Source organism: Streptomyces sp. NPDC044704, assembly GCF_056433525.1.
Genome location: NZ_JBWKGY010000004.1, coordinates 145,440 through 168,482 on the forward strand (window position 1 = coordinate 145,440; position 23,043 = coordinate 168,482).

Genomic DNA, 23,043 nt, shown 5'->3' on the forward strand with positions numbered 1-23,043 from the left:
GCGGCTCGCGGCTGTCGGCCGTGCGTGGCGGAGTGCGGCGCGGAGTGCGTCGCGGAGTGCGTCGCACCGCCGACGCTTTGACGGTCCCGGTCGCATCGTCATTTAAGATTCAGGCTGGCCGCAGGGCTGCGGGGCGTCGCTGTGCACGGCCTGCGTCGGGATTCCGGTCCGGACGGGGACCGTATGACGCTGATCATGAAGCTCCCGGGGAATCACGTGCCCGTCGGCGTGCGTCTCAGTGGTGTGAGGTGCCCAGCCCACCCGCCCACGTACAGAAGACCCCCAGGGAGAAGTGAGGTATGTCAGTGATCTGCGTCGGAGGCATGATCGGGATCGGCAAGACGAGTGTGGCCGAACTGCTCGCCAAGGAGCTGGGCAGCGAGGTCTTCTACGAGAGCGTGGAGGACAATCCGATCCTTCCGCTCTTCTACACGGCGAGCCCCGAAGAGATCCAGGCGAGACGCTACCCCTTCCTCCTCCAGCTGTACTTCCTCCAGACCCGGTTCGCCTCGATCAAGGAGGCGTACAAGCAGGGCGACAACGTCCTGGACCGGTCCATCTACGAGGACTGGTACTTCGCCAAGGTCAATCACGACCTGGGCCGGATCAGCTCCCTCGAGATGGGCGTGTACGAGGGGCTGCTCAACGAGATGATGCGCGAGATCGACGGTCTGCCGTACCGCAAGGCGCCCGACCTCATGGTCTACCTCAAGGCGGACTTCGAGACGGTGATGCACCGCATCGGGCTGCGGGGCCGCGATTTCGAGCAGGACGAGGGCCTCGTGCAGTACTACCGGACCCTGTGGTCCGGCTACGACGACTGGGTGCACAAGCACTACTCGGCCAGCGAGGTCCTCGTCATCGACATGAACCACACCGACGTGGTGAACGAGCCCGAGGACGCGGCCCGCGTGGTGCGGGAGGTCAAGGACGCCCTGGCCGCGATCAGGCACCGGGCCTGACCGCGGGGAGCGTCCCTCGGAGCGCCCCGGCCGCGGCTTCCCGCAGCGGCGGCGGCTGCCGCTGCGGGACCCTTAGCCGGGGCGGGTACGGGGCCCGGGCCGCGGCCCCTGCGGGCCCGGGGCCGGCCGGCTAGACGGGCGACGTGGCGGTGACCGGCGTGTTGTCGCCCGCCGTCTCCAGGACCCGCTGGCGCGCGCCGCCCCGGGACATGAGGTGCAGCTTGTATCCGCCCGGCTTGTGGGCCTCCTCGGCGAGGTGCTTGACGACGCCCGAGCAGACGAGCTCCTTGAGCTTCGCGCCGAGACGGCCGTCGATGTTGAACCACACCGCGCGGTCGAACCGGTCGGCGAACTGGAAGATGCCGTCGCCGCGGCCCAGGCTGATGCACTGGGCTCCGAAAACCTGGTTGAGCGCGGCGGGCCGTTCGCCCTCGATCCGGCTGAGCACGGTGTCGGCGGCCCGCGCGCCCATCGGCATCGCCGCCTGGCAGCTCATCCGCGGCGGCAGGCCCGACGGCGCCGCGGAGTCCCCGGCCGCGACGATACGGTCGTCGTCCACGCTGGTCAGGGTCTCGTCCGTGAGCAGGCGGCCCACGGCGTCGGTGCTCAGCCCGCTGTGCGTGGCCAGGTCCGGCACGCCGAATCCGACGGTCCAGACGGTCACCCCGCTCGGGACGGTGCGGCCGCCGCTGAGCCGTACGGCGTCGCGGGTCACGGCCGTCACCTTCGTGCCGGGGCCTTCGAGCACGGTCACCCCGAGCTTGGTGAGGCGCCGGGCGACCGAGCGCCGGCCCCGGGCGTGCAGGTAGGGGCCGAGGGCGCCGCCGCAGACCAGGGTCACGGCGCGGCCCGCCTCCGCCAGCTCGGCGGCCGTCTCGATCCCCGTCGGACCGGCGCCGACGACCGTCACCGCGGCCGTCGGGGATGCGGCGTCGAAGACCGGGCGCAGCCGCTCCGCCTCCTCGAGGGTGCCGATCGGGTAGGCGAACTCGGCGGCCCCGGGCACGGTCGGGTCGGCGCTGCCGCTGCCCACCGCGTAGATCAGGTAGTCGTAGCCGATGCTCGCGCCCGACGCCAGCTGCACGTAGCGCCCGGGTGCGTCGACCCGGGTCGCGGTGTCGACCAGCAGGGAGGCCCGTTCCGTGAGGACCTCTCTGTACTCGACGACCGCGTCGTCGGTCCCGCCGACCAGCTGGTGCAGCCGGATGCGGTGGACGAACGAGGGGCGCGGGTTGATCAGCGTCACCGACACGTCGCCGCGCCGGGTGAGGCGGTTGGCGGCCATGACGCCCGCGTAACCGCCGCCGATCACTACCACGTTGGTGTTCTTCTCAGTCATGGAGAGTCCTTCGTCTATGGGTTCGGCCTGGAGACGGCCGATCGGCGCGGCCCGGCTCCACGAGGTGCCGGCACCACACCGTCCCGCGGTACTGCGGCGGTGGGGCATGTCGGTCGCGCGGGTCGGATCGCATGTCCTCAACCCTCTTGCGAGCGGCGGCCATGATCAATGTAAGATTCCGCGCTGTTCGATAACCGCCTGGTTATCGCCGGAGAACAGGGGAGCCGGTGGAGCTGCGGGACATCGAGATCTTCCTGGTACTGGCCGAAGAACTGCACTTCGGACGGACCGCGGAGCGGCTGCGCGTTTCCCAGGCGCGGGTCAGTCAGGCCATCAAGAAGCAGGAGCGGCGCATCGGTGCCGAACTGTTCAGCCGCACCAGCCGTTCCGTGTGCCTGACCGAGATCGGCCGGCAGTTCCGTGACGATCTCCAACCGGTCTACGCGGGTCTGCACGAGTCCCTGGAGCGCGCCCGGCTGGCCGCCTCCGGCATCACCGCACAGCTCCGCGTCAGCATGCTGCCCTTCAACGTCGTCGATCTGCACCCCTATTGGAAGGCGTTCCGATCGCGGCACCCGCAGTGGGGGCTCCAGATCCGTCCGGCGCCCTTCAGCGATGTGTTCGGACGGCTCCGCGCCGGGGACATGGACGTCATCGTCGTCTGGCTGCCCGTGAACGAACCGGACTTCACCGTGGGGCCCGTTCTGTGCACCGACTCCCGTGTCCTCGCCGTGAGTTCCGGCCACCGCCTCGCGGAGCGGGATTCCGTGGCCCTGGAGACGTTCGCCGACTTCCCGCACGCCACCGCCACCGGCATGGCGGACTACTGGGAGGACAGCTACCTGCCCTTCCTCACCCCGAGGGGCCGGACCATCGAACGCGTCAAGGAGGTGGCCAACGCCGACGAACTGATCAACCTAGTCGGCATGGGCGAGATCATCCACGGCTTCCCCAGCCACGTCACCAGGTACTGGGGCATGCCGAACCTCCGATGGCTTGCCATTCCCGACCTGCCGGCCATGTCCTTCGCCCTGGTCTGGCGCACCGAGGCCGAGAACGACCTCATCCGCGCCCTCGCCGACACGGTCCGCGACCTGGGCTCGCTGCGCTTCTGACCCGGCCCGGCCGTTCCCGTGCGCGCGGGCACCTGTTCCGTCCGGCGGTGCGTGTATCGCGGGCGTATCGGAAATCGGATACGCCGCCGCGACGGCCCTCCATGTCCCATGGGGGCATGAACAACGACGTGTCCCTGTCGGCACCGCTCCTCCGCACGCGCGGAATCGTGCTCCTCGGCCTCGCGGTCCTCGGTGTGGCGGGCGCCGTGTACGCCGTGCGGCGGCCGCTGATGATGTCCGCTCCGAAGTGCCTGGCCGGGCGGTGGCACGGCTGCTTCGACACGTTCAACGGCGTGGTGCTGATGACGCTGGCAGCGGTGCCGTTGGCCCTGCTGGTGGTGTGGGCCCTGGCCCGCCGCCGGCGCGCCGCGGGCGTCACGTCGGCGTGGCGGATGTCGCTGGCCGAGGTGGGCATGGTCCACGGGACGGTTCCGTTCCTGTGGATGACGATGATGCCGGGGGCCGCTGGGGCCGGCACCGCGCCGGGCGCGGTGAGCCTGGTGCCGCTGCGGGACCTGGCGACGATGGGGCCGCTCGGGATCGGCGGCAACCTGCTGGTCTTCGCGGCGCTGGGGTTCTTCGCCCCGATGCGGTTCCCGGCGCTGGCGTCCGTGCCGCGGATCCTGGCGCTCGGGGCGGGCTGCTCGGTCCTGGTCGAGACCGCACAGTACGTCCTGCTGCTGGACCGGGTGTCCTCCGTGGACGACGTACTGGTCAACGCGGTCGGCGCCGTACTGGCCGGGCTGGCCTCGCGCCGCTGGTGGCGCACCACGGCGGAGGCCCCGTCGGACCGGCCCCGCCCCGCTCCGGCAGCGGCGGTCTGAGTCGGGTGCCCGGTGGACGCACCGCTCGGCATACGTCGGCGATATGTCGTGCTGCTTAGGCTGGGGACATGCGCGTACTGATCGTCGAGGACGAGCCCTACCTGGCCGAAGCCGTCCGTGACGGGCTGCGGCTGGAGGCGATCGCCGCCGACATCGCCGGTGACGGCGACTCCGCCCTGGAACTGCTCGGCGTCAACTCCTACGACCTCGCGGTCCTCGACCGCGACATCCCCGGCCCCTCCGGCGACGAGGTCGCCCGGCGCATCGTGGCCTCCGGCAGCGGCATCCCGATCCTCATGCTCACCGCCGCCGACCGGATCGACGACAAGGCCTCCGGGTTCGAGCTCGGCGCCGACGACTACCTCACCAAACCGTTCGAGCTGCGGGAGCTGGTCCTGCGGCTGAGGGCGCTCGACCGCAGGCGCGCGTACGCCCGGCCCCCGGTCCGCGAGATCGCGGGCCTGCGGCTGGACCCCTTCCGCCGGGAGGTCTTCCGCGACGGGCGCTACGTCGCGCTCACCCGGAAACAGTTCGCCGTGCTGGAAGTCCTCGTCGCCGCCGAGGGCGGTGTCGTCAGCGCCGAGCAGCTGCTGGAACGGGCCTGGGACGAGAACGCGGACCCCCTCACCAACGCCGTCCGCATCACCGTCTCCGCCCTGCGCAAACGACTCGGTGAACCGTGGCTCATCGCCACGGTGCCCGGCGTCGGATACCGGATCGACACCGGCGGGGGCACCCCCGCCCCTGGCCGTGCCCCTGGCCCCGGCCCTGTCATGGGCCCTGGCAGCCGTCCGCATGCGTAGACGCCCGGGGCTCAGTGCCCGGCTGAAGCTCACCCTCAGCTACGCGGGGTTCCTCCTCGTCGCCAGCACCCTCCTGCTGGCGGTGGTGTGGGTGTTCCTGCTGCGTTACGTACCCGACAACTCGCAGGGCCTTCTCGGGATCTCGCCCAACCGGTACCTCCTGCTGCGCACCTTCGCCCCCGCCGCGGCCGCGAGCCTGGTCCTCCTGCTCGTGTTCGGCCTCCTGGGCGGTTGGATCCTCGCCGGCCGGATGCTCGCACCGCTCACGCAGATCACGGACGCGGCACGGAGGGCGGGGAGGGGGTCGCTGTCCCACCGGATCCGTATGAAGGGCCGCCAGGACGAGTTCCGGGAACTCTCCGACGCGTTCGACGCGATGCTCGGGCAACTCGAGTCCCACGTCGCCGAGCAGCAGAGGTTCGCGGCGAACGCCTCCCACGAACTGCGCACCCCGCTCGCGATCTCGCGGACGCTCCTCGACGTCGCCCGCAAGGACCCCACGCGGGACCGGGACGAACTCATCGAACGCCTGCACGTCGTCAACACGCGGGCGATCGACCTCACCGAGGCCCTCCTGCTGCTCAGCCGCGGCGACCGCGGAAGCTTCCGCCGCGAGGGCGTGGACCTCTCGCTCGTCGCCGAAGAAGCCGCCGAGGCGCTGCTTCCCCTCGCGGAACAGCGCCGGATCGCGCTCGACGTCACCGGCGGGGCAGCGCTGACCAGCGGCTCCGCGGAGCTCCTGCTGAGGATGGTGACGAACCTCGTCCAGAACGCCATCGTCCACAACCTCCCCTCCGGCGGCACGGTGACGGTCCACACCGAGGCGCACGACGACACGAGCGTGCTGCGGGTCGAGAACACGGGCCCGCGGCTGCCGCCGGAGCTGGTACCGACCCTCACCGAACCCTTCCAGCGCGGAACGGAGCGCGTACGCACCGACGAGCACGCCGGTGTCGGCCTGGGTCTGGCGATCGTGCACAGCATCGTGCGCGCCCACGGCGGGACCCTCGACCTCGTGGCCGGCCCCGCCGGCGGTCTCCGCGTCACGGTCCGGCTTCCCGGCGTGCCGTAGGCGTCGTTCCCCGGCCGTCCGCGGACGGCAGGAGCCGACCCCCGGGTCGGAGCACTGCCTGCCGGTGTCCGGCGAGGTGCTCAGCCCTCGTCGTCGGTGCCGTGCGCGGGCAGGCGCCGGCGGACGTCGGCGGCCCAGGCCGCCGCCCAGCCGCGCAGGACGGTGATCGCTTCCTCGTCGAGGCCGTAGCGTGCGAACTCCTCGTCGTCGATCCACTCGGAGCCGGCGAGGCGGTCGTGGAGGTCTTCGAGGTGGAACCCGTCGTCGCGGGTGTGCCGGGCGCCGAGGCGCTCCAGTTCCCGGAGCCCGCGGAGTGCGGCGGCGGCATGGACGTCGATGAGGTCGCGGGCGGTGCCGCGGTCGGCGAGGGCGCGCACTTTGGTGCCGATCACGGTGTCGAGGGCGAGGACGGGGCCGTGCTCCGTGTCGACGGGTGTGGTCCAGAAGTGTTCTTTGAGGATGTCGACCTCACAGTCTTCGCCGGTACGCGGGTCGGTGACCATCAGCCGGGCGGCGAGGGAGTCGACATCGACGAGGCGTACCCGCCAACCGCGTGCGGTGAGTCCGCTCTCCACCCGTGCGGCGATGTGGGCCATCGGCGTGGGGTCCTGGGTGGCCACGTCGAGGTCCTGGCTGAGCCGGTCGACCAGGCCGTGCGCCTGGACGGCGTAGCCGCCCGCCAGGACCAGGGGGTAGTCGGAGCCGATCTCGATGACGGCGGCCAGCAGCCGTTCGTGCAGGTCGGTGAGCCTCACGCAGCAGTGGGCCCCGCGCCGGCGGCCGCGGCGAGCTCGGGAAAGGCCTCTTCCCACACCGCTCGGATGTGCCTGCTGACCAGTTTGCGCAGGACCGGCCACTGTTCCAGCAGCAGGTCGCGGTCCAGGAGGTGCAGCAGGTCCTCGTGCTGGCCTTCGGCGAGGACGGTGCGGTACATGCTCATCCGCAGCTTGGGCCGGTCCAGATCGAAGGTCCGCAGCCCCGACCAGGCCACGTGCGCGGGCAGCTCGACCTGACCTCCGCGGGGGCCGGCGAGCTTGTCCAGCGAGGCCGGCAGCCGCCGGGCGTAGCGTGCCCGGAGCACCTGTTCCGCGGACGGGCCGCCTTCACCGTTGTCGTGCGCGATCATGCCGGTGATTATCCCCTGCCTCCCCCGCCCCGCACATCCCTTCCCGCCGATCCGCCGGTCCGCCGGTGCTGTCCGGACCGCGTGGACCGGCGGCGGGTGCGTCGCACCCGCCCCGGCCCGCGCCGCCCGGCTGCTCGCGTGGGGTGCGGTCCGTCAGGATGCCCGGTTGCGGTAGTCCTGGCGGAGGGCGTCGAGGATCCGTGCGGCTTCGGGCAGGTCCGCCGCGCGGCAGCGGTCGACGGCCGTGGCCAGGCGGCGGACCGCCGCGTCGTAGCGGCCGAGGCCGTTCCCTTCGATCAGGGCCGCGATCCGGACGGCTTCGGCGCGCGGCACGTCGCCGTCCGCGCCGCCCGCCTCGTAGGCGGCCACAGCGCCCTCCGCCTCGACGAGTGCCTCGGGGAAGCGGTCCACCTGGGCCAGCACCCGGGCGCGGCGGTAGCGCACGGCACCGTGCTGGTACCAGTGGACGAATTCCTCGTCGTCCTCGGGTACGGCCGCGCGCACCGCGTCCGCCCGTGTCAGGTGTTCCAGTGCCGCGTCCAGACCGTCCGCCTCCCGGGCGAGGACCGTCGTCCGGGCGAACTCGCACATCATCTGGATGACGGGGGACGGGTTGGGCGCCTGCTCGTGTGCGTCGACCGCGCGGCGGTAGGCGGTGTCGGCCGCGTCCCAGCGTTCGCCGAGGGCGAGGGTGACGGCTGCCTCGGCCGCCACCATGGTGTGGAGTTCGCGGTCCTCCTGCCAGGCGGCGACGGTGTCGGCCAGCCGCAGGAACTCCTCGGCGGCGGGCAGGTACTCCTCCAGTTCCCGCAGTCCGCGGGCCAGCGTCAGCCGTACCTGGGCGATCAGGCGCTCGTTGGCGGCTGCGGCGGCCCCGTCGGACAGGACGGACTCCAGTACGGCGACGGCGTCGGCCTGCTGGCCGCAGCGCATCAGCACGTCGGCGAGTTGCAGCCGGATGTCGGTCGCTTCCTCGAAGGAGCCGTGCCGGTCGTAGCGGTCGGCGGCCTCCGAGTAGTGGCGGACCGCGCCCGTCGTGTCCCCGACGTGGGAGGCGGCGTGGCCGAGCAGGCCGTACGTCGGGGCGAACGGAAAGTCCGTTTCGTCGTACCGTACGGCTTCGGCCAGGGCCTGGTGCAGGGCCTCCACGGCTTCCTCCGGCTGCTGCCGGGCCAGCAGGACCTGGGCGAGCTGGCCGCGGATGCGGGGAGCCCGCCACGGGCGTCCGGCAGCCGTCAGGTCGTCCAGGGCCGCGCGGAGCTCGGTCTCGGCCAGGGCGAAGTCGCAGCGGCGTGCGGCGGCGTCGGCCGCGAGGCACCGTGCGCCGGCCACCTGGTGGCGTACGGACAGCCGTTCGGCCTCGGCGCGCAGCCGGTCGCGGAGCGCTTCCGACCACTCCCCCACAGAGTCGTGTTCGCTCTCGTTCTCGTTCTCGTCCAGCGCCACGTTGTGGGCTGCGAGAGCGCACGCGTACAGCACGGAGAGGTACTCCCGTACGCGTTCCGTGGCGGTGTCCGCTCCGGAGGCGGCCGCCTCCTCATCGGTGACGCCGTCGGCCGGCGGCGCTGCCGTCATGAGGTCCTCGGCGAGGCGCAGGATCTTGTCGACGGTGGCCCGGACCTCGGTGGTGTCCGGGCGGTCGGCCGTGCCCTGGCCCTGCTTCTCGCGCGCCCTCTCCTCGTGCGAGCCGGTCTGCCGGGTGAAGGCGAACGCCCGCGCGGACAGGGCGTGCCAGGGCTTGCCCAGCGTGTCGTACAGATCGGCCGCGCGCTCCAGCTCGGCGACGCACTCCTCGTCGCGGTCCGCTTCCGCCAGCTCGTGGGCGCGGTGTTCCGCGACTTCCGCCAGCAGCAGGTCCGCCGGGCCGGGGAGGTCGTCGTGGGCGCCGCTGCCGTCGTCGAGACGGGCGGCGATGCGGTTCCACAGCCGGTGGCTGCCGGGGTCTCCCGCGAGGTTCTTGCGGCGTGCCTCGCGTACCAGCTCGGCGAAGTCCTCGGGGATCTCGTGCGCCGCGGCGCCGTCCCCGCCGGGCACTGCCGCGGCCCTGGCCGGTGCGGCCGGTTCGGCGCGCTTGGTGCGCAGGCCGAGCGGCAGCGGCTCGTCGAGCAGCGGGGGCTGCGCGAGCCGTGCCCTGCGCCGTTCCCCGATGGAGGTGGTGCCGTTACGGGCGTCGAAGGCGGCGGCGAGCGGGCCGGCTTCGGCGCGGACGTGGGCGAGCAGTTCGCCGGCGGTCCATGCCCGGCCGGGAGGTCCCGCGACGGCCGTGTCCGCGTGGCCGGCGCCGACGATGCGGGCCAGCAGCACCTCGACGCCGGTCAGGAAGCCCAGCCGGGACAGGGGGGCGCCGGTCGCCTCGAACAGGGGACGGTTCTCGGCGAGCACCTCCAGGCCCCGTCCCTCGTTGCGCGAGAGGGCGCAGAACTCCAGGTGCAGGCCGACCTCGTCCTGCATGCCGTTGTTGCCCCGCACCTTGCGGTAGCCGGCGAGGTGGTGGGAGCGCGCCTCGTCGGTGCGCCCGGTACGCAGCAGGGGCAGCAGTGCGCGCGCCTGGCTCATCTGCGGTTCCTCGCTGCACTCCTGTTCGCCGGCGAGGACCGGGTTCCAGCGCGCGAGGGCTTCCGCGTCGTCGCCGGCGGTGACCGCGTGGGAGGCGAACTGGCGGACCTCACAGGCCTCGCAGTCGCTCAGCTCGCTGCGACTGCGGGTGGCCCACAGGTCGTAGGCGTCGTCCACGCCCTTTCCCGTGTGGGCGGCGACGTGGTAGCGCATCGCCGCTACCGGCTGCATGTCGTGGCCGGCGTCCGCGTAGCGTTCCCGCATCCGGTCGATCCAGCCCTCGACGCTCGCCAGCGGTACGTCGGGCACCTCCAGCAGGGAGGTGGTGACCCATTTGAACCGCCAGAAGACCTGGTGGGCCTCCCACTCGCTGAACGCGCCCGGGTCGGTGTCCCACAGTTTGAGCAGCCGGGCGAAGACCACCGGCGCCTTGCGGTGCTCGCCGGTGAACTCGTACGCCGACATCAGCTCCAGCAGCGCCGTGGCCAGTACGTCCGGCTTCTCCAGTGCTTCCGCCGCCTCGGTGAGCTCCTCGGCGGTGACGGTCCGCTGTAGCCCGTGCGGCCGGGCGTTGTTGTCGCGGAGCGCCTCGAACACGGCCTCGGGAGTGTCCAGCATTACAGTTCCTTCCGGGGCTCGGCGGCGGGCGCGTCCGGGCCGGCGTTGTGCATGGCGTGGGTGAGCAGACCGATGAACGCGCGGTTGAGCAGGGCGCTCTCGCTGGCGCGCAGCGGCCGGCGGCTCAGCAGCAGGGCCTGCCCGTAGAGGGCTTCGGCGGTGGTGACCGCCAGCCCGCGCTCGCCGATCGTGACCGCCTGGCGGACCAGAGGGTTGAGGTGGTTCAGGACGAGCTGGGCGGGCGGGGTCTCCTGGCGCAGCGAGCCGAGGATGTCCGCCCACAGGCCGTCGCCGTCCGCGGCCAGGTTCGAGCGGGTCCGCTCGTGGCGCGCCTCGCGGTTGTCGAGCAGCAGCGCGGGCGCGCTGACGGGCTGGAAGTCGCGCAGCACGACGTCGCAGTCGTGCACGCCGATCGTTTCGCGGGCCACGGCGAGGAAGGAGGCCGCACGCAGCTCCGTGGCCGGGTCCACGGCGTCCAGGTGGGCGGTGACCAGGGCCGGATCGAGGTCGGCGACGGCCGTGCCGGGGCGGATCTCGGGCAGGCGGTGCACCAGGTCGCGGTCGTAGGTGTAGCCGCCGTTGACGACGCCCAGGCCGGCGGCGGAGGCGATGGGGGCGACCTGCCGGAACTCCTCGACGCTGCGGGTCACGAGCACCGTGGGGTGGGAGCGGAGGAACTCCTCCAGGGTGACGTTGCCGTCGGTGGTCTCGAACGGCAGCCACGGCAGTACGACGCGCAGCAGTTCGTCGTCGTACCGGGCCAGGGCCTTCACCGCGAGGTGGTGCACGTCGATGAAGCGGTGCAGCAGTGCCGGGTCGCTGGCCGCCAGCCCGGTGAGCCAGTCCCGGATGCGCTCGCCGAGCGCGTCGCGGACGGCGGCCAGGGTGCCGTCCTCGTACAGCGACTCGCGGGACGCGGTGGGCCGCAGGCTGGAGGTGTCGACCACGCAGCGCACGAAGAACGCCCACTCGGGGAGCAGTTCGGGCGCCCGGTCGGTGAGCAGCATGCCCTTGAGGTGCACGCGGTGTCCGGCGCGCTGGGCCGGGCTCACCGAGGTCGGCAGGACGTACGCGACACCGCGCAGCCCGGCTGCCGGCAGGTCCAGCTCGATCGTGTCCAGCGGGGTGAACTCGAACAGGTCCCTGCAGTACGCGGTCAGGGCCTCGCGGCGGGCCAGCGGAGAGCGGTGCTGCTGCTCCCAGGGCGGTGTCGCGTTGACGCGTTCGGTCCCGCCGTGCGGGCCGGCCACCCTCACCTCGTGCTTCAGGAGGCTGCCGTAGTGCCGGGCCAGCCCGGCCACCGTCTCGGGGCGGGTCCACTCGGCGGCGTCGGCGCGCGGGGTGAGCCGGACCGTCGTACCCGGCTCCGGCACGGCCGTGGCGGGCAGGGTGCGGATGGTGTAGCGGCCGTCGGAGTGGCCGCGCCATTCGACGGCGGGCGCCGCCGGATCGGCCGCGGACCGGCTGATCACGGTGATCTCGTCGGCCACGACGAAGCAGGCGAGCAGGCCGATGCCGAACTGTCCGATGAACTCGCCGCGGGCGGCGTCCAAGCCTGCGCCGTCGAGGCCTCCGTCGGGGGTCCGCTTCGAGCTGCGCCCGATGGTGGCCAGGAACCGGTGGACGTCGGCCTCGGTCAGGCCGATGCCGGTGTCGGTCACGGTGAGCGTGTCGCCGGTCCGCAGGGTGATGGTTCCGGGTGCGCCGGGCTGTACGGCCTGTCGGGCGGTGATGGCGTCGGCGGCGTTCTGGAGGAGCTCGCGCAGGTAGACGCGGGGGCTGGAGTAGAGGTGGTGGGAGAGCAGGTCGACGAGGCCGCGCAGGTCGACCTGGAAGGTGTGCGAGTTCTCGGGGTGGGTCACCGGACGGAGTCCTTCTGTGGGCATGCCCGGGCAGGGCACGGCTGAACGGCCCCGGCAGGGAGCGGGGCGTGCGGGCGACGGGGACGGGCCTGGCCTGGAGGCCGGCTCAGCGGCCGGCTGCCGAGCGGTGCTTGCGGTAGGCGGCGGCGGGATCGGAGCCGTTCAGGTACTGCCAGGGCGACTCCGTGACGGCGCCGTCGGTCGCCAGGAAGCACTCGCGTGCGGCCGTCCGGTCTCCGCCGAGCGAGAACGCCATCGCGAAGGAGTTGAGCACTTGCAGCTGCTGGTACGGGGACGCGGCCTGCCCGAAGCCCGGGTGCCGGTAGGAGTGCTCGGCGGCCTCGTGCAGGGAAGCCCGTACCTGGGGGTCGCGCATGTAGCGGTCGTCTGCCCCGGAGTCGAGCGAGAGCCAGTGCTCCAGGTGCGCGTCCGCGACGAGCATGCCGAGCGCCGATCCGCCGGGAGCGGCCGCGGCCGATTCCCGTGCGAAGGCGTGCATCTCCTCGTGGGAGCCGCCCCACTTGTGGCAGACCTGCTGTAGCCGCTGGGTGTGCGCACCCAGGTGGTGCGGCGCCCGCCGTACGGCCGCCTCGAAGCGCCGCAGCGCCTGCGTGGAGCCGACCTGGAGGCCGCGCCCGGTCACCAGCAGGCCGTACCAGGGAGCCGTCAGGCGCGGCTCGCGCTCGGCCGCTTCGTACAGCCACTGCTCCGCCAGCCTCAGCCGGCTGTGGAACACCTCGAACTGCTCGCGCGACACGTGCTGGGCCCGGGCCGCGGTACGCGCCTCCCAGGCCCAGGAGATGTGCCGGAACCCGGCGACGAGCCGCGGCAGCGCCGCGTCCGGTTCGGCCTCGACGGCCGGTACGATCCACCGCTCCACGCCCGCGGTGTCGGCAGCCGCCCACAGCAGCTCCGTACTGTCCCCGCCGTCGGGCCGTGCCTCGAACAGCCTGCGCACCGTGGCCCAGTCGGCTGCCCCCGCAGCCTCCCGGACCTGCTGGACGTCCGGCTGCCCGGAGTCCTTCTGCAACCGTGCGGCGGGCCGTCCCGTCCACTTCCCCAGCGTGCGCCCCATGTCGCGGAGCAACGCCATGTCCCACCCCTTGTTGTGTTCGAACGGGCGGCCGACGAAATCGCTGCCCGTGAGGGAAGTGACTATCACGCGCGTCCGACAATCGCATATTCGTTTCGGCTGCCCTGGCGCCGAACAGGGCGGCGGACAGGGCACCGAGCAGGACACCGAGCAGGGCGGCTCAACGGCTTCGGAGGAGCGTGCGGGGCCCCTCGCTCGCCCCGCCCGTCTCATGAAACGATCGTTTCATTGCGAATCTGACCGTTTCCGTGATCTAGTGTCGGCGCGGGTCGTGGGTTCATCCGACCACCTCCCCCTTTCATCCCGCCGGAGGGTGCATGAGCGACGGGTACGAGCAGCTCGCCGAGACGGTCCGTGAAGTCGAAGGGCTCCAGGCGGAATCGGGGCTCGACAGGGCGTCGGTCTTCAACCTTCCGGACCTCTCCTTCCACACCTCCCTTCCGGAAGCCGACGTCCGGCGACTGCTCGACGGTGAGCGCGTCGCGTCGCCGACGAGCGGCCCGGCCGAACTGGCCCGCCGCATCGCGTTCCTCAGGGACACCCGGCTGACCGTGGACAAGGACACGGGCAGCCGGCGTCAGTACACGACCGCCGAGATCGCCGCCGGCAGCGGGATGACGCCGCAGTGGCACGGCAAGCTGCTGAACCGGAGCACGCCGAACATCTGGCACGGCGCGGGCCTGGCCAAGTTCTTCGACGTCCCCATGGAGTACTTCACCCACTCGCCGCCCGAGGCCGTGAAGCGGGTTCTGGACAGCAAGGTCATCCCGCACCTCACAGCGCTCCTCAAGAACCCGTCGGAGGCGGTGAGGAATCGTCACGCCATGCAGGTCCAGCTCCGTCTCGGCGACAAGGAGCTGCCGCCGAACCTGGAGACGGCGCTCATGGCCTTCGTGGACGCGATCGTACGAGAGGGCTCCGGCCCCTAAGGTCGGGGACGGCGCGGGACGCAGGGAACCGACGTGACCTTCGGTCACAGGAGCGGCCGGGGCAGGCCTCGGCCCAATCACCCATCGGAGGGAACGCAGAGTGGGGACATTCGGATGAACGAACGGCAGACGGCCGGCTTTCGCAAGGGGGTGCGCGCGGCTCTCGGCAGGCTGACACCTGCCGAGGGTCTGCTGGCCGCACCGCGGACCCATCTGGCGCGGCGGTCCACCGGGCGGAAGATCGCGAAATTCCGCGACGAGGTGTTCGCGGGTCTCGACCGGCCGATCCCTTCGGATCCGGACAGCTTGTTCGAGGTACTGAGGGCCGAGGTCGAGCGGCGTCTCAACGAGGACCGCGGGGAGGCGCCGTTCCGCCCGGTCCACCTCTACTTCCGTGAGTTCCCCGATGACACGGCCAGCGGCCTCACCGCGAGGTTCGACGACCGGCTCGTCATCATCGTCGAGAGCCAGACGACCACGCTGCACCAGTTCGTGATCTTCGCGCACGAGATGTGGCACGCCCTGAAGGGGGACTGCCTGTCCCACGGGGCCCACAGCCACGTCGCCGCGGCGGCGGCCCGGTCTCTCGGTGGTGAACTGGCGAGCGACGAGCTCGTCGCCCTGGCCGCGAGGAGCCACGTCGAGACCGAGGAGGAGAACGACGCGGAGGAGTTCGGCCTGCAGATGGGGGCCCGGCTGCGGGAGCACCTGAAGGGTGGCGGTGCCGTGCCGATCGACGGTGTGGCGGGCCGGATCCAGTCCAGTATGGGCAGGGGCTACTGAGCATGACCGGATCGGACTACTACATACCCGCCGCCGTCCTGGCGATCGCGTTGGTGGTGAAGGCGCCTTCGTTCTGGCGTACCTGGCACTCACCGATGTCGAAGTCGATCTTCGTGATCCTCGCGTCGTCGACGGCGGGCTTCGTCTTCGGCGCTCCGCCGACGATCGAGCGGGTCAACCGGATCACCGGCGTCCCGAACATCTCGGCGCTCATCGTCTACTGCATCCTGTCGTGCCTGTCGTGCGGCTCGCTGGTGCTCCTGATGCACTGGCGCGGAGGCCCCGAGGAGACCGTCCGGCGCCACACCAGGATGTGGATCGCGGCGACCGCCGCGGTGATGACGACGTTCTGTGTCCTGTTCTCGCTGAGCGACGTCCCCATCGAGCAGCAGCGCGACTTCGACACCTTCTACGCGACCACCCCGTACGTGCGGGAGATGATCGTCCTCTATCTGACCGCGCACACCGCCACGAGTCTCGTGGTGGCGACGAAGTGCTGGCGGTGGGCCCGCGAACTCCGGGACCTCCAGGCGGCGTGGACCCACTGGGGCCTGCTCATCCTGGTGGCCGCGTTCGGCCTCACCCTGTCGTTCGCCCTGTTCAAGTTCCTGGCCGTCGGCGCCCGCTGGGCCGGTACGGACGCCTGGGACCCGCTCAGCACCGACATCGCCCCTCCCCTCGCCGGGCTGGGCGCGGCCATGACCACCATCGGTTTCCTGGTACCGGTCGTCGGGCCGCGGCTGGGGTCCATGTGGGTGTCCTGGCGGGCCTACCGGGCGATGGAGCCCCTCTGGCGTGCCCTCGAACCGTTCGCGGGCCCGGGGAAGCCGATGCGGATCCGCCCCACCTCGTCGCCGGAGATCCGGGCGATGGCCAGGTCCACCGACATCTCCGACCGTCTGCTCAACCTGGCGCCCCACCTGGACGGCAGCCGCCGCGAGGCAGCCGAACGGTACGCCTCCGCGCAGGGCTGCGAGCCGGAGGCCGCCCTCATCTTCGCCGAAGCGGCCACGATCCACGCCGCCCTGGTCGCCGCGGAGGGCGCGGGGAGTCAGGCGTCCGGTCAGCTGCCCGCGACCGCCGCGACCAGTACCGCGTTCCCCACCCGCGTCTCCGGAACGAACGGTCTCGCGCGACTGAGCGTCCAGTTCGCCAAGATCCACCGTTGCGACTCCCCCGTCGGCGCCGCCCACTCAGAGAGCAACTGATCATGCCGACTCCCGCCCGCGTGGCCGACGGGAGCCGTCGGTGAACGCGGGAACGGCGTACCTGTGCTCGGCCGCCGGCTTGTTCGCCGCCACCGCCGTCAAACTCTGGGCGCTGCGAAGGAACCCGCGGGACCCGCTCCTCAGGACCGTCACCGCGACGCTCTTCATCGGCGGGCTGCTGTTCGTCACCGCCGCTCCCCCCAACCTCGCGGCCATCAACGCGGCGTTCGGCGTACCGAACATCGCGGCACCCATCGTGTACTCGATCCTGACCGCGTTCGACGGCGTCAGCATAGTGTTGCTGATCCACTGGCGGGGTAACGACGACGCGCGCGTCACCCTGCGCCAGACCCGGCTGTGCCTGACGACCTACGCCCTGGTGATCGTGGCCATATACGTCCTGTTCGCACTGGGCGACGCGCCGGTCGAGCGGCTCCGCGACCTGGACACCTACTACTGCGGCACGCCCTGGATCCGCGAGATGATCCTCCTCTACCTGGCGGCGCACAGCGTGGCGGCCGTCACCATGGTGGTCCTCAGCTGGCGTTGGTCGAGGCAGGTGCCCGGCACCCTGAAGGCCGGGCTCATTCTGATCGCGGTCGGCGCGGTGGGCACCGTCGCCTACGACCTGTTGAAGTACACGGCCATCACGGCCCGCTGGCTCGGCCACGACTGGGACTGGCTGAGCACCCACGTCGCCTTCTCCCTGGCCGGTATCAGCGCCTCCCTGGTCTCCGCCGGTTTCCTGCTGCCGCCCATCGGACAGGGAGTCGGCTCCCGGTGGCGGGCCTTCCGCCGCTTTCGCCGGCTCCAGCCCCTGTGGCTGGAGATCCGCCCTGAGATACCTCCCACGAGTCCGGAGCCGATGCCGTGGTGGCGGCCCGTGGAGCGCCGGCTCATGCAGCGCGAGAGGGACATATTCGACGCGGTACTGCGGCTGGCACCCTGGTTCGACCGTTCGACCGGCGCGAAGGTCTACGCGCTCGCCCTGGCCGAGCACTCCGAGGGCCTCCGGGCCCGCGGCGAGGCCGATGCCTCCGTGATAGCCCGCGCCGTCATCCGGAAGGGCCGCGCCGCGCCCGCGGTCGCTCCGGAGCACCGGTGGTCGGTCAGCTCCACCGAGGACTCCGACGACCTCGTCAACATGTCCACGGCCATGCTGCGCTCACCGCGAGTGGAGGTGACACGGCAGTCCACGGCACTCGCCGAGCACGGTGCATGACCGCGGCGAACACGCCGGGAGCCCGCTTCCCTCCGCCGCACTGAGGCCCCTCACAGAGAGATGACCATGACCACCACACACCCCAAGCACGTCGAAGCCCTGATCATCGGCGGGGGGTACGCGGGCCTGCTCGCCGCCTCCGTGGTCGCCCTGGCCGGATACGACGTCCTCGTGCTGGCGGGCGGTCCGTCCGCCGCCCACCCGCGGGGAGCGGACCGCGAACCCGCTCGGCACGGCGAGGTCCTCCACGTCGGCGGCATGTGGGACGTCAACGACCTGGCGTACGGATCGGGTGCGATGCTGCGGCAACGAGGTGCTCGGACGTTCCCCCTCCCCGTCGGCGACCACCTGTCGCGGACGCGCCCGCGGGCCTGGGGAACGCGTGAGGTGCTCACCTGCAGCCGCGACCTCCTGACCGGCGTGCTGCGCGAGGTCGTCGTCGCCAACCCCGCGCGCGAGCGGGACACCAGCATCGTGGACGGCGCCCGGGCCGTCGGGCTGATAGGTGACCAGTCCGCGGTGCTCGGGGCGCGCGTGCGGTTCGAGGACGGGACGGAGCAGGAGGTCACCGCCCAGCTCATCGTCGACGCGAGCGGCGCGGACGCGTGCACCGCGGCCTGGCTGAGCGATCTCGGCACCGCCCCCGCGCCGGTCACCACGCGCGGCACACCCGGGTTCTCCGCAGGCCGTCTCTACCGGGCGCCGGAAGGACAGGCCGACGTTCCCCTCACCGCCGTCGCGGACGGCGCCCGCAGCGCGGTGCTCGTTCCGGTCGAGGACGGACTGTGGGCCGTCACCCAGACCTCCTCGGATCGCGAACGGATCGCCTGCGCGGACGCCTTCACCGCCGCCGCGCTGGCCCTGCCGGACCCGAGCGTGGGCCGGCTCATCGACGGCGCGGAGCCCGTGGGCGACGTGGTCGTCTCACCCACTCCGGCCCTGCGCTGGCACCGGTACGAGCGCGTCCGCGGGCCCCGCGGCCTCGTCGTCGTCGGAGACGCCCTGGCGACCTTCAGTCCCCTGGACGCGCGGGGGCCGCTGGCGGCCGAGGCGGCCGCCCGGGCCCTGCGCGTGGCACTCGGACGGGGCATCAGCCACCCGACGGCGTCCCGCAAGGCCCAGCAGGCGATCGCCGAAGAGGTCGCCCAGCTGTGGTCCGATCCCCGGACGGGTCCGATGGGCGGGGGCCGGTTCAGGCCCGTCGCCCCGAGCCTGTCCGAACGCCTCGCGCTCGCACGGGCGGCAGCGGGCCGGGTCCTGGGGTTGCGCTCCCGCTGAGCCGGAACCGGCCGGGCCCGGCACGGGCCGAGGAAGGCACCGTAGCCGCGGGCCACGACCGCACTTCACGTGACGACATCCAGAGGGGAATCTTCCATGTACCTGTCCACACCTCTCGTCTTGCGGAACGGCAACCGCATTGCGAACCGAATCGCGAAGGCCGCCATGGAGGAGAGCCTCGCCCGCCAGCCCGGCCAGCTGCCCGGGCCGGAGATCGAAGAGCTCTACCGCAGTTGGGCGCGCGGCGGGAGCGGACTGATCGTCACCGGCAACGTGATGGTGGACCGGCGGGCCCTCACGTCTCCGGGAACGATCGTGCTCGACTCCGAAACCGACCTGGCCCCCTTCCGCCGCTGGGCGGCCGCGGCCGGCTCGGAGGGCGGACAGGTCTGGATGCAGATCAACCACCCCGGTCGGCAGGTACGGTCCGACCTGCCCGGTGTCGCATGGGCGCCGTCCGCCATCGGCGTCAGCCTCGGGAAGCACACCAGCGCGTTCGCCCGCCCCACCGCGATGGCCGAGGCGGACATCCAGGCCACGATCGGCCGGTTCGCCACCACGGCGCGTCTCGCGGAGGAGAGCGGGTTCCACGGCGTCCAGATCCACGCGGCCCACGGCTACCTCCTCAGCCAGTTCCTCTCGCCCCTCGTCAACCGCCGCACCGACCGGTGGGGCGGCAGCCTGGAGAACAGGGCCAGGCTCCTGTTGGAAGCCGTACGCGCGGTACGCACGGCGGTTTCCCCGGGCTTCGCCGTCAGCATCAAGATCAACACCGCTGATTTCCAGCGCGGCGGATTCGACGTCGACGAGGTCGAACGGGTGCTCACCTTCCTCAAGGACCTCGACGTGGACCTGGTGGAACTGTCCGGCGGGAGCATGGAGAGCGCCGCGACCATGGGCCGTACGGCCGACGACCGGCAACTCGGCCGGGAGGCGTACTTCCTCGCCATCGCCGAACGGCTCGTCGCCTCCGCGCCCATGCCGCTCATGCTGACGGGGGGCATCGGTCGGCGCGCGTCCGCCGAGCGGGTCCTGGCCAGCGGTTTCGCGATGGTGGGTCTGGCGACCGCCCTGGCGCTCCGTCCCGACCTGCCCACGCGCTGGCAGCGGGGAGAGGACGTCGAGGTCACCGCACCACGCCTCAACTGGCGGGACACGGACATCGCCAGCGCGGGCGTCCTGGCCCTCGTCCGGGCGCACATGAGCCGCATCTCCCGCGGCCGGCCGCCCCGTACCCGGACCTCCGCACGCCTCGCCCTCACCCGTGACACCCTGCGCAACCGAGGGATGATCCGGGCGTACGGGCAGTGGCTCGCCCAGAACCCGGCGCCGGAGGAGACCACGCCCATCAGCGGCTGACGGACCGGAACCGGCGGGCGCGACCGCTGGTGCCGAACCCGTTCACACCTGCTCGGGAAGGCCCCCCTGCCCCTCCGGGGCGGGCACCCACTGGTAGACCGCCACGCCACCCTGATCGGGACCCCGCACGTAGCGCCCGATCTCACGACTGCCACTGTGCGCGGCCAGGGTCACCTCGGTGGCCTGGATCCCCTCGACGCCCTCGAGAGGACCTCCGACAAACCGCGTAGTGATCATCATCGGATTCTAGAGCTCCGCATCGGCGCTCCACTCGACTTCCGCCATACCGGCCAGCGCCGGGGCAGAGAGCAGACCCGCATGGCCACCACCCCTCCGCGCCGTCCCCGAGTCCTCGTCCTCGGAGGCGGGTTGAGCGGCACGCTGGCCGCGGCCGCCCTCGCTCCGTACAGCGACGGCGTCGACATCGTCGAACGGCACGCCCTGCCCGACACCCCGCGGCCCCGTCGCGGACTTCCCCAGACCCGCCACGCCCACCTGCTCTGGTCCGGCGGAGCCGACGCGATCGAATCGCTCCTCCCCGGGACCACCGACATGTGGCTGAGCGCCGGCGCGCACCGGGTGCCCATTCCCAACGGCATGGTCTCGTTCTCCCCCGGCGGGTGGTACCGGCGGTGCTGGCCCGAAGCGCAGTACGTCATCACCGCCGGCCGTGACCTCGTCGACTGGGCCGTCCGCACCCAGGCTCTGGCGCTTCCGGGAGTCCGGCTGCTGGCCGGGGCCGAGCCGGTCCGCCTCCTCGGCACCCGCGCCCGGGTCACCGGTGCGGTCGTCCGGCGCGCGGACGGCACCGAGGAGGCCTTCGGGGCCGACCTGGTCGTCGATGCCACGGGCCGCTCCTCGCGGGCCCCGGCCTGGCTCGCCGAGTTGGGTGTCCCGGCCGTCACCGAGAGCGTCGTCGACGCGGGGGTCACCTACGCGAGCCGGCGCTACAAGGCGCCCGTCGACACCGCCGACTGGCCCGTCGTCAACGTTCAGGCCGATGCCCGACTGGACGGGCCCGGTACGGCCGGCACCATCCTCCCGGTCGAGGGCGGCGCGTGGATGGTCAGCCTCTCCGGCACCCGTGGCGGCGAGCCCACCAGCGACGAGGCCCACTTCACGTCGTTCGCCCGCCGGATGCGAGCCCCACTCATAGCCGAGTTCCTGGACCGGGCCGAGCCCCTCGGCCCGGTGGCGGTCGCCCGGAACACGGCCAACCGGCGCCGCCACTACGAGAAGACCGGCGTCGAGGGCTTCATCGCGCTCGGGGACTCCGCCACAGCGCTCAACCCGATCTACGGGCACGGCATGTCCACGGCGGCCCAGGGTGCGCGGGCCCTGCGTGGGGTGGCCATGAAGCACGGCATCTCGTCGAAGGGGTTCGCGCGGCGCGCACAGCGTGCGATCTCCCGGCCCGCGGCGGCCGCATGGCTGCTCGCCGTGGGCCAGGACGCCGCTTTCCCCGGGTCGGTCGGGAAGACGCCCAACTTCGCCGATCGCCTCTCCGCCCGGTACATCAACCGGCTCGTCACGACCGCCGGCTCGGACTTCACCGTGGTCAAGGCCCTCACCGACGTCATGACCCTCCGGGCGAGCGTCATGGTGCTCGCCTCGCCGCGGGTGCTCTTCTGCGCGATCCGCGGGCCGCGTCTCCCGCCCTTGGACGGGCCCGCCCTGACCCCCGTCGAGGAAGCGGTGCTCCACGGCCGGCCCGCCCCGACACCCACCCCGTGACCGGCCTCGGGCTCCGGCCGATCAGCGGGACTGCGCGCCTCCGGGTTCGCCCAGGCGTACGGCGAGGGCGGCGATGTCATCGTCGAGGCGTCCCCTGCTGTAGTGCACGAGGTCGCGGTGAAGGGCCGTGAGCAGTTCACGGGGCGGCGTCGGGGGCTGTCGACGCATCCAGGCGGCCAGTGGGAAGAACTCGCCGTCGCGGGCGCGGGCCTCGGCGATCCCGTCGGTGTAGAGGAGCAGCAGGTCGCCGGGGGCGAAGTCGAAGGTGTCGACGGTGTAGTGGTCTCCGATCAGCTCCGCGAGGCTGAGCAGGGGTGAGGGGGTGGCGGTTTCGAGGACATGGAGTTCGCTGGGGCTCAGGAGCAGTGGTGGGGGGTGTCCGCAGTTGAGGATGTCGATGTGTCTGCCCTCGTGCGGGATTTCGACGAGGAGGGCGGTGGCGAACCGCTCCATCGGCCCGTCGGGGGGGAAGGCGGCGTTGTAGCGGGTGCTGCTGGCGTCCATCCTGCGGGCGACGTCGACCATGTCGGTCTCGTCGTAGGCCGCCTCCCGGAAGGCGTTGACGATCGCCGCGGCCGCCCCGACCGCGGGCAGGCCCTTGCCCCGTACGTCGCCGATGAGCAGCCTGACCCCGTAGGGCGTGTCGACCACCTCGTAGAAGTCCCCGCCGATGCGGGCCTCCGCCGCTGCCGCGAGGTACAGCGACTCGATCTCGACGCTTCCGAAGCGGCGCGGCATGGGGCTCAGCACCACTTGCTGTGCCGCGTCGGCGACGAGCCTTACCTGGAAGAGGGTGCGCTCCCGCTGGAGCCGGGCGTGGCTTCCGTACGCGGCGGCCACGGTGACCGCGACGATCCCGGCGGCCGTCCACCACGTTCCCAGATCGGGGAAGACGAGGCCCAGGCCGATCATCAGGAGGAGGCAGACCGTCCCGAGCAGGACGGTGGGGAGTACCGGCCACATGGCGGCGGCCAGGGCCGGGGCGGCGGGCAGGAGACGGCTGAAGGCCATTTCCGGCGGAGTGGCATAGGCCAGGCTGGCGATCACGACGGTCAAGATGACCGGCGACAGCCGCACAAATCTCCCCCGGCCGTAACGCCGACGGAGCCGCGGCCGTCCAGACTCGATCACACCCCTAGACTATCCGGGCAATAGGGGCA

19 protein-coding genes are annotated in these 23,043 nt (G+C 72.1%); 12 read left to right on the forward strand and 7 right to left on the reverse strand.

Annotation, left to right across the window (positions count from 1 at the left end; genetic code table 11):
• The first annotated feature begins 299 nt into the window (after window positions 1–299).
• Entirely contained in the window at window positions 300–962 is a 663-nt protein-coding gene (locus AC07B0_RS11415) for a deoxynucleoside kinase (protein ID WP_356873812.1), read from the forward strand.
• Between the two features lie 130 nt (window positions 963–1,092).
• Here AC07B0_RS11415 and AC07B0_RS11420 read toward each other — a convergent pair whose 3' ends face one another.
• The gene (locus tag AC07B0_RS11420) at window positions 1,093–2,301 is read right to left on the reverse strand and encodes an NAD(P)/FAD-dependent oxidoreductase (RefSeq protein ID WP_478897727.1); all 1,209 of its coding nucleotides are present in this window, start codon (window positions 2,299–2,301) and stop codon (window positions 1,093–1,095) included.
• A gap of 227 nt (window positions 2,302–2,528) precedes the next feature.
• Here AC07B0_RS11420 and AC07B0_RS11425 point away from each other — a divergent pair, with 227 nt between their 5' ends.
• The 4 genes from AC07B0_RS11425 (at window position 2,529) to AC07B0_RS11440 (ending at window position 6,115) form a co-directional block, all read left to right on the forward strand.
• Window positions 2,529–3,416, forward strand: a complete 888-nt coding sequence (locus tag AC07B0_RS11425; protein WP_356873808.1) for a LysR family transcriptional regulator — start codon at window positions 2,529–2,531, stop codon at window positions 3,414–3,416.
• 116 nt (window positions 3,417–3,532) lie between these two features.
• Entirely contained in the window at window positions 3,533–4,240 is a 708-nt protein-coding gene (locus AC07B0_RS11430; RefSeq protein ID WP_469378269.1) for a VanZ family protein, read from the forward strand.
• 68 nt (window positions 4,241–4,308) lie between these two features.
• Window positions 4,309–5,043: a response regulator transcription factor gene (locus tag AC07B0_RS11435; protein ID WP_469378266.1), complete on the forward strand. Its 735-nt coding sequence runs from the start codon at window positions 4,309–4,311 to the stop codon at window positions 5,041–5,043.
• Window positions 5,036–6,115 carry a sensor histidine kinase gene (locus AC07B0_RS11440; RefSeq protein ID WP_469378264.1) on the forward strand — a complete coding sequence of 360 codons (1,080 nt, stop codon included), beginning with the start codon at window positions 5,036–5,038 and terminating at the stop codon, window positions 6,113–6,115. The genes AC07B0_RS11435 and AC07B0_RS11440 overlap by 8 nt, the downstream gene beginning before the upstream one ends.
• 80 nt (window positions 6,116–6,195) lie before the next feature.
• Here the strand turns inward: AC07B0_RS11440 and AC07B0_RS11445 are convergent, their stop codons facing one another.
• The 5 genes from AC07B0_RS11445 to AC07B0_RS11465 all read right to left on the reverse strand — a co-directional run bounded on the left by AC07B0_RS11445 (window position 6,196) and on the right by AC07B0_RS11465 (window position 13,370).
• Window positions 6,196–6,870, reverse strand: a complete 675-nt coding sequence (locus AC07B0_RS11445) for a nucleotidyl transferase AbiEii/AbiGii toxin family protein (RefSeq protein ID WP_469378263.1) — start codon at window positions 6,868–6,870, stop codon at window positions 6,196–6,198.
• On the reverse strand, window positions 6,867–7,241 hold the full coding sequence (locus tag AC07B0_RS11450; RefSeq protein ID WP_356873798.1) for a hypothetical protein: 375 nt from the start codon (window positions 7,239–7,241) through the stop codon (window positions 6,867–6,869). The genes AC07B0_RS11445 and AC07B0_RS11450 overlap by 4 nt, the downstream gene beginning before the upstream one ends.
• A gap of 153 nt (window positions 7,242–7,394) precedes the next feature.
• On the reverse strand, window positions 7,395–10,415 hold the full coding sequence (locus tag AC07B0_RS11455; RefSeq protein WP_478897730.1) for a hypothetical protein: 3,021 nt from the start codon (window positions 10,413–10,415) through the stop codon (window positions 7,395–7,397).
• Window positions 10,415–12,277, reverse strand: coding sequence for an HSP90 family protein (locus tag AC07B0_RS11460; protein ID WP_356873794.1), 1,863 nt, complete (start codon window positions 12,275–12,277; stop codon window positions 10,415–10,417). Before AC07B0_RS11460 ends, AC07B0_RS11455 begins: the two co-directional genes overlap by 1 nt.
• 106 nt (window positions 12,278–12,383) lie before the next feature.
• Window positions 12,384–13,370 (reverse strand): hypothetical protein, encoded by a 987-nt coding sequence (locus AC07B0_RS11465; protein ID WP_356873792.1) that lies wholly within the window; start codon window positions 13,368–13,370, stop codon window positions 12,384–12,386.
• Between the two features lie 317 nt (window positions 13,371–13,687).
• Here AC07B0_RS11465 and AC07B0_RS11470 point away from each other — a divergent pair, with 317 nt between their 5' ends.
• From AC07B0_RS11470 to AC07B0_RS11500, 7 genes are all read left to right on the forward strand, one after another.
• Window positions 13,688–14,299 carry a hypothetical protein gene (locus tag AC07B0_RS11470; RefSeq protein WP_469378254.1) on the forward strand — a complete coding sequence of 204 codons (612 nt, stop codon included), beginning with the start codon at window positions 13,688–13,690 and terminating at the stop codon, window positions 14,297–14,299.
• A gap of 114 nt (window positions 14,300–14,413) precedes the next feature.
• The gene (locus AC07B0_RS11475) at window positions 14,414–15,082 is read left to right on the forward strand and encodes a toxin-antitoxin system, toxin component (RefSeq protein WP_469378252.1); all 669 of its coding nucleotides are present in this window, start codon (window positions 14,414–14,416) and stop codon (window positions 15,080–15,082) included.
• 2 nt (window positions 15,083–15,084) lie between these two features.
• Complete coding sequence (locus AC07B0_RS11480; protein WP_469378250.1) at window positions 15,085–16,290, forward strand: MAB_1171c family putative transporter; 1,206 nt, start codon at window positions 15,085–15,087, stop codon at window positions 16,288–16,290.
• 40 nt (window positions 16,291–16,330) lie between these two features.
• Complete coding sequence (locus AC07B0_RS11485) at window positions 16,331–17,512, forward strand: MAB_1171c family putative transporter (RefSeq protein ID WP_478897733.1); 1,182 nt, start codon at window positions 16,331–16,333, stop codon at window positions 17,510–17,512.
• A 66-nt stretch (window positions 17,513–17,578) separates the two neighbouring features.
• Window positions 17,579–18,790, forward strand: a complete 1,212-nt coding sequence (locus tag AC07B0_RS11490; RefSeq protein ID WP_478897735.1) for an FAD-dependent oxidoreductase — start codon at window positions 17,579–17,581, stop codon at window positions 18,788–18,790.
• 96 nt (window positions 18,791–18,886) lie between these two features.
• Window positions 18,887–20,149 (forward strand): NADH:flavin oxidoreductase/NADH oxidase family protein, encoded by a 1,263-nt coding sequence (locus AC07B0_RS11495; RefSeq protein WP_356873779.1) that lies wholly within the window; start codon window positions 18,887–18,889, stop codon window positions 20,147–20,149.
• Window positions 20,150–20,467: 318 nt separating this feature from the next.
• Window positions 20,468–21,883 carry an FAD-dependent oxidoreductase gene (locus AC07B0_RS11500; RefSeq protein ID WP_478897737.1) on the forward strand — a complete coding sequence of 472 codons (1,416 nt, stop codon included), beginning with the start codon at window positions 20,468–20,470 and terminating at the stop codon, window positions 21,881–21,883.
• 21 nt (window positions 21,884–21,904) lie between these two features.
• On the opposite strand, the gene AC07B0_RS11505 is transcribed toward AC07B0_RS11500, so the two are convergent.
• Complete coding sequence (locus tag AC07B0_RS11505; protein ID WP_356873775.1) at window positions 21,905–23,014, reverse strand: PP2C family protein-serine/threonine phosphatase; 1,110 nt, start codon at window positions 23,012–23,014, stop codon at window positions 21,905–21,907.
• Between the last annotated feature and the right edge of the window lie 29 nt (window positions 23,015–23,043).

What these genes read in the sequence shown, in the direction of transcription:
- AC07B0_RS11430 (WP_469378269.1), top strand. Translation starts at nt 3,533, where the DNA reads ATGAACAACGACGTGTCCCTGTCGGCACCGCTCCTCCGCACGCGCGGA.
- AC07B0_RS11490 (WP_478897735.1), top strand. Translation starts at nt 17,579, where the DNA reads ATGACCACCACACACCCCAAGCACGTCGAAGCCCTGATCATCGGCGGG.
- AC07B0_RS11465 (WP_356873792.1), bottom strand. Translation starts at nt 13,370, where the DNA reads ATGGCGTTGCTCCGCGACATGGGGCGCACGCTGGGGAAGTGGACGGGA.
- AC07B0_RS11495 (WP_356873779.1), top strand. Translation starts at nt 18,887, where the DNA reads ATGTACCTGTCCACACCTCTCGTCTTGCGGAACGGCAACCGCATTGCG.
- AC07B0_RS11480 (WP_469378250.1), top strand. Translation starts at nt 15,085, where the DNA reads ATGACCGGATCGGACTACTACATACCCGCCGCCGTCCTGGCGATCGCG.
- AC07B0_RS11500 (WP_478897737.1), top strand. Translation starts at nt 20,468, where the DNA reads ATGGCCACCACCCCTCCGCGCCGTCCCCGAGTCCTCGTCCTCGGAGGC.
- AC07B0_RS11440 (WP_469378264.1), top strand. Translation starts at nt 5,036, where the DNA reads ATGCGTAGACGCCCGGGGCTCAGTGCCCGGCTGAAGCTCACCCTCAGC.
- AC07B0_RS11475 (WP_469378252.1), top strand. Translation starts at nt 14,414, where the DNA reads ATGAACGAACGGCAGACGGCCGGCTTTCGCAAGGGGGTGCGCGCGGCT.
- AC07B0_RS11470 (WP_469378254.1), top strand. Translation starts at nt 13,688, where the DNA reads ATGAGCGACGGGTACGAGCAGCTCGCCGAGACGGTCCGTGAAGTCGAA.
- AC07B0_RS11420 (WP_478897727.1), bottom strand. Translation starts at nt 2,301, where the DNA reads ATGACTGAGAAGAACACCAACGTGGTAGTGATCGGCGGCGGTTACGCG.
- AC07B0_RS11455 (WP_478897730.1), bottom strand. Translation starts at nt 10,415, where the DNA reads ATGCTGGACACTCCCGAGGCCGTGTTCGAGGCGCTCCGCGACAACAAC.
- AC07B0_RS11415 (WP_356873812.1), top strand. Translation starts at nt 300, where the DNA reads ATGTCAGTGATCTGCGTCGGAGGCATGATCGGGATCGGCAAGACGAGT.
- AC07B0_RS11450 (WP_356873798.1), bottom strand. Translation starts at nt 7,241, where the DNA reads ATGATCGCGCACGACAACGGTGAAGGCGGCCCGTCCGCGGAACAGGTG.
- AC07B0_RS11435 (WP_469378266.1), top strand. Translation starts at nt 4,309, where the DNA reads ATGCGCGTACTGATCGTCGAGGACGAGCCCTACCTGGCCGAAGCCGTC.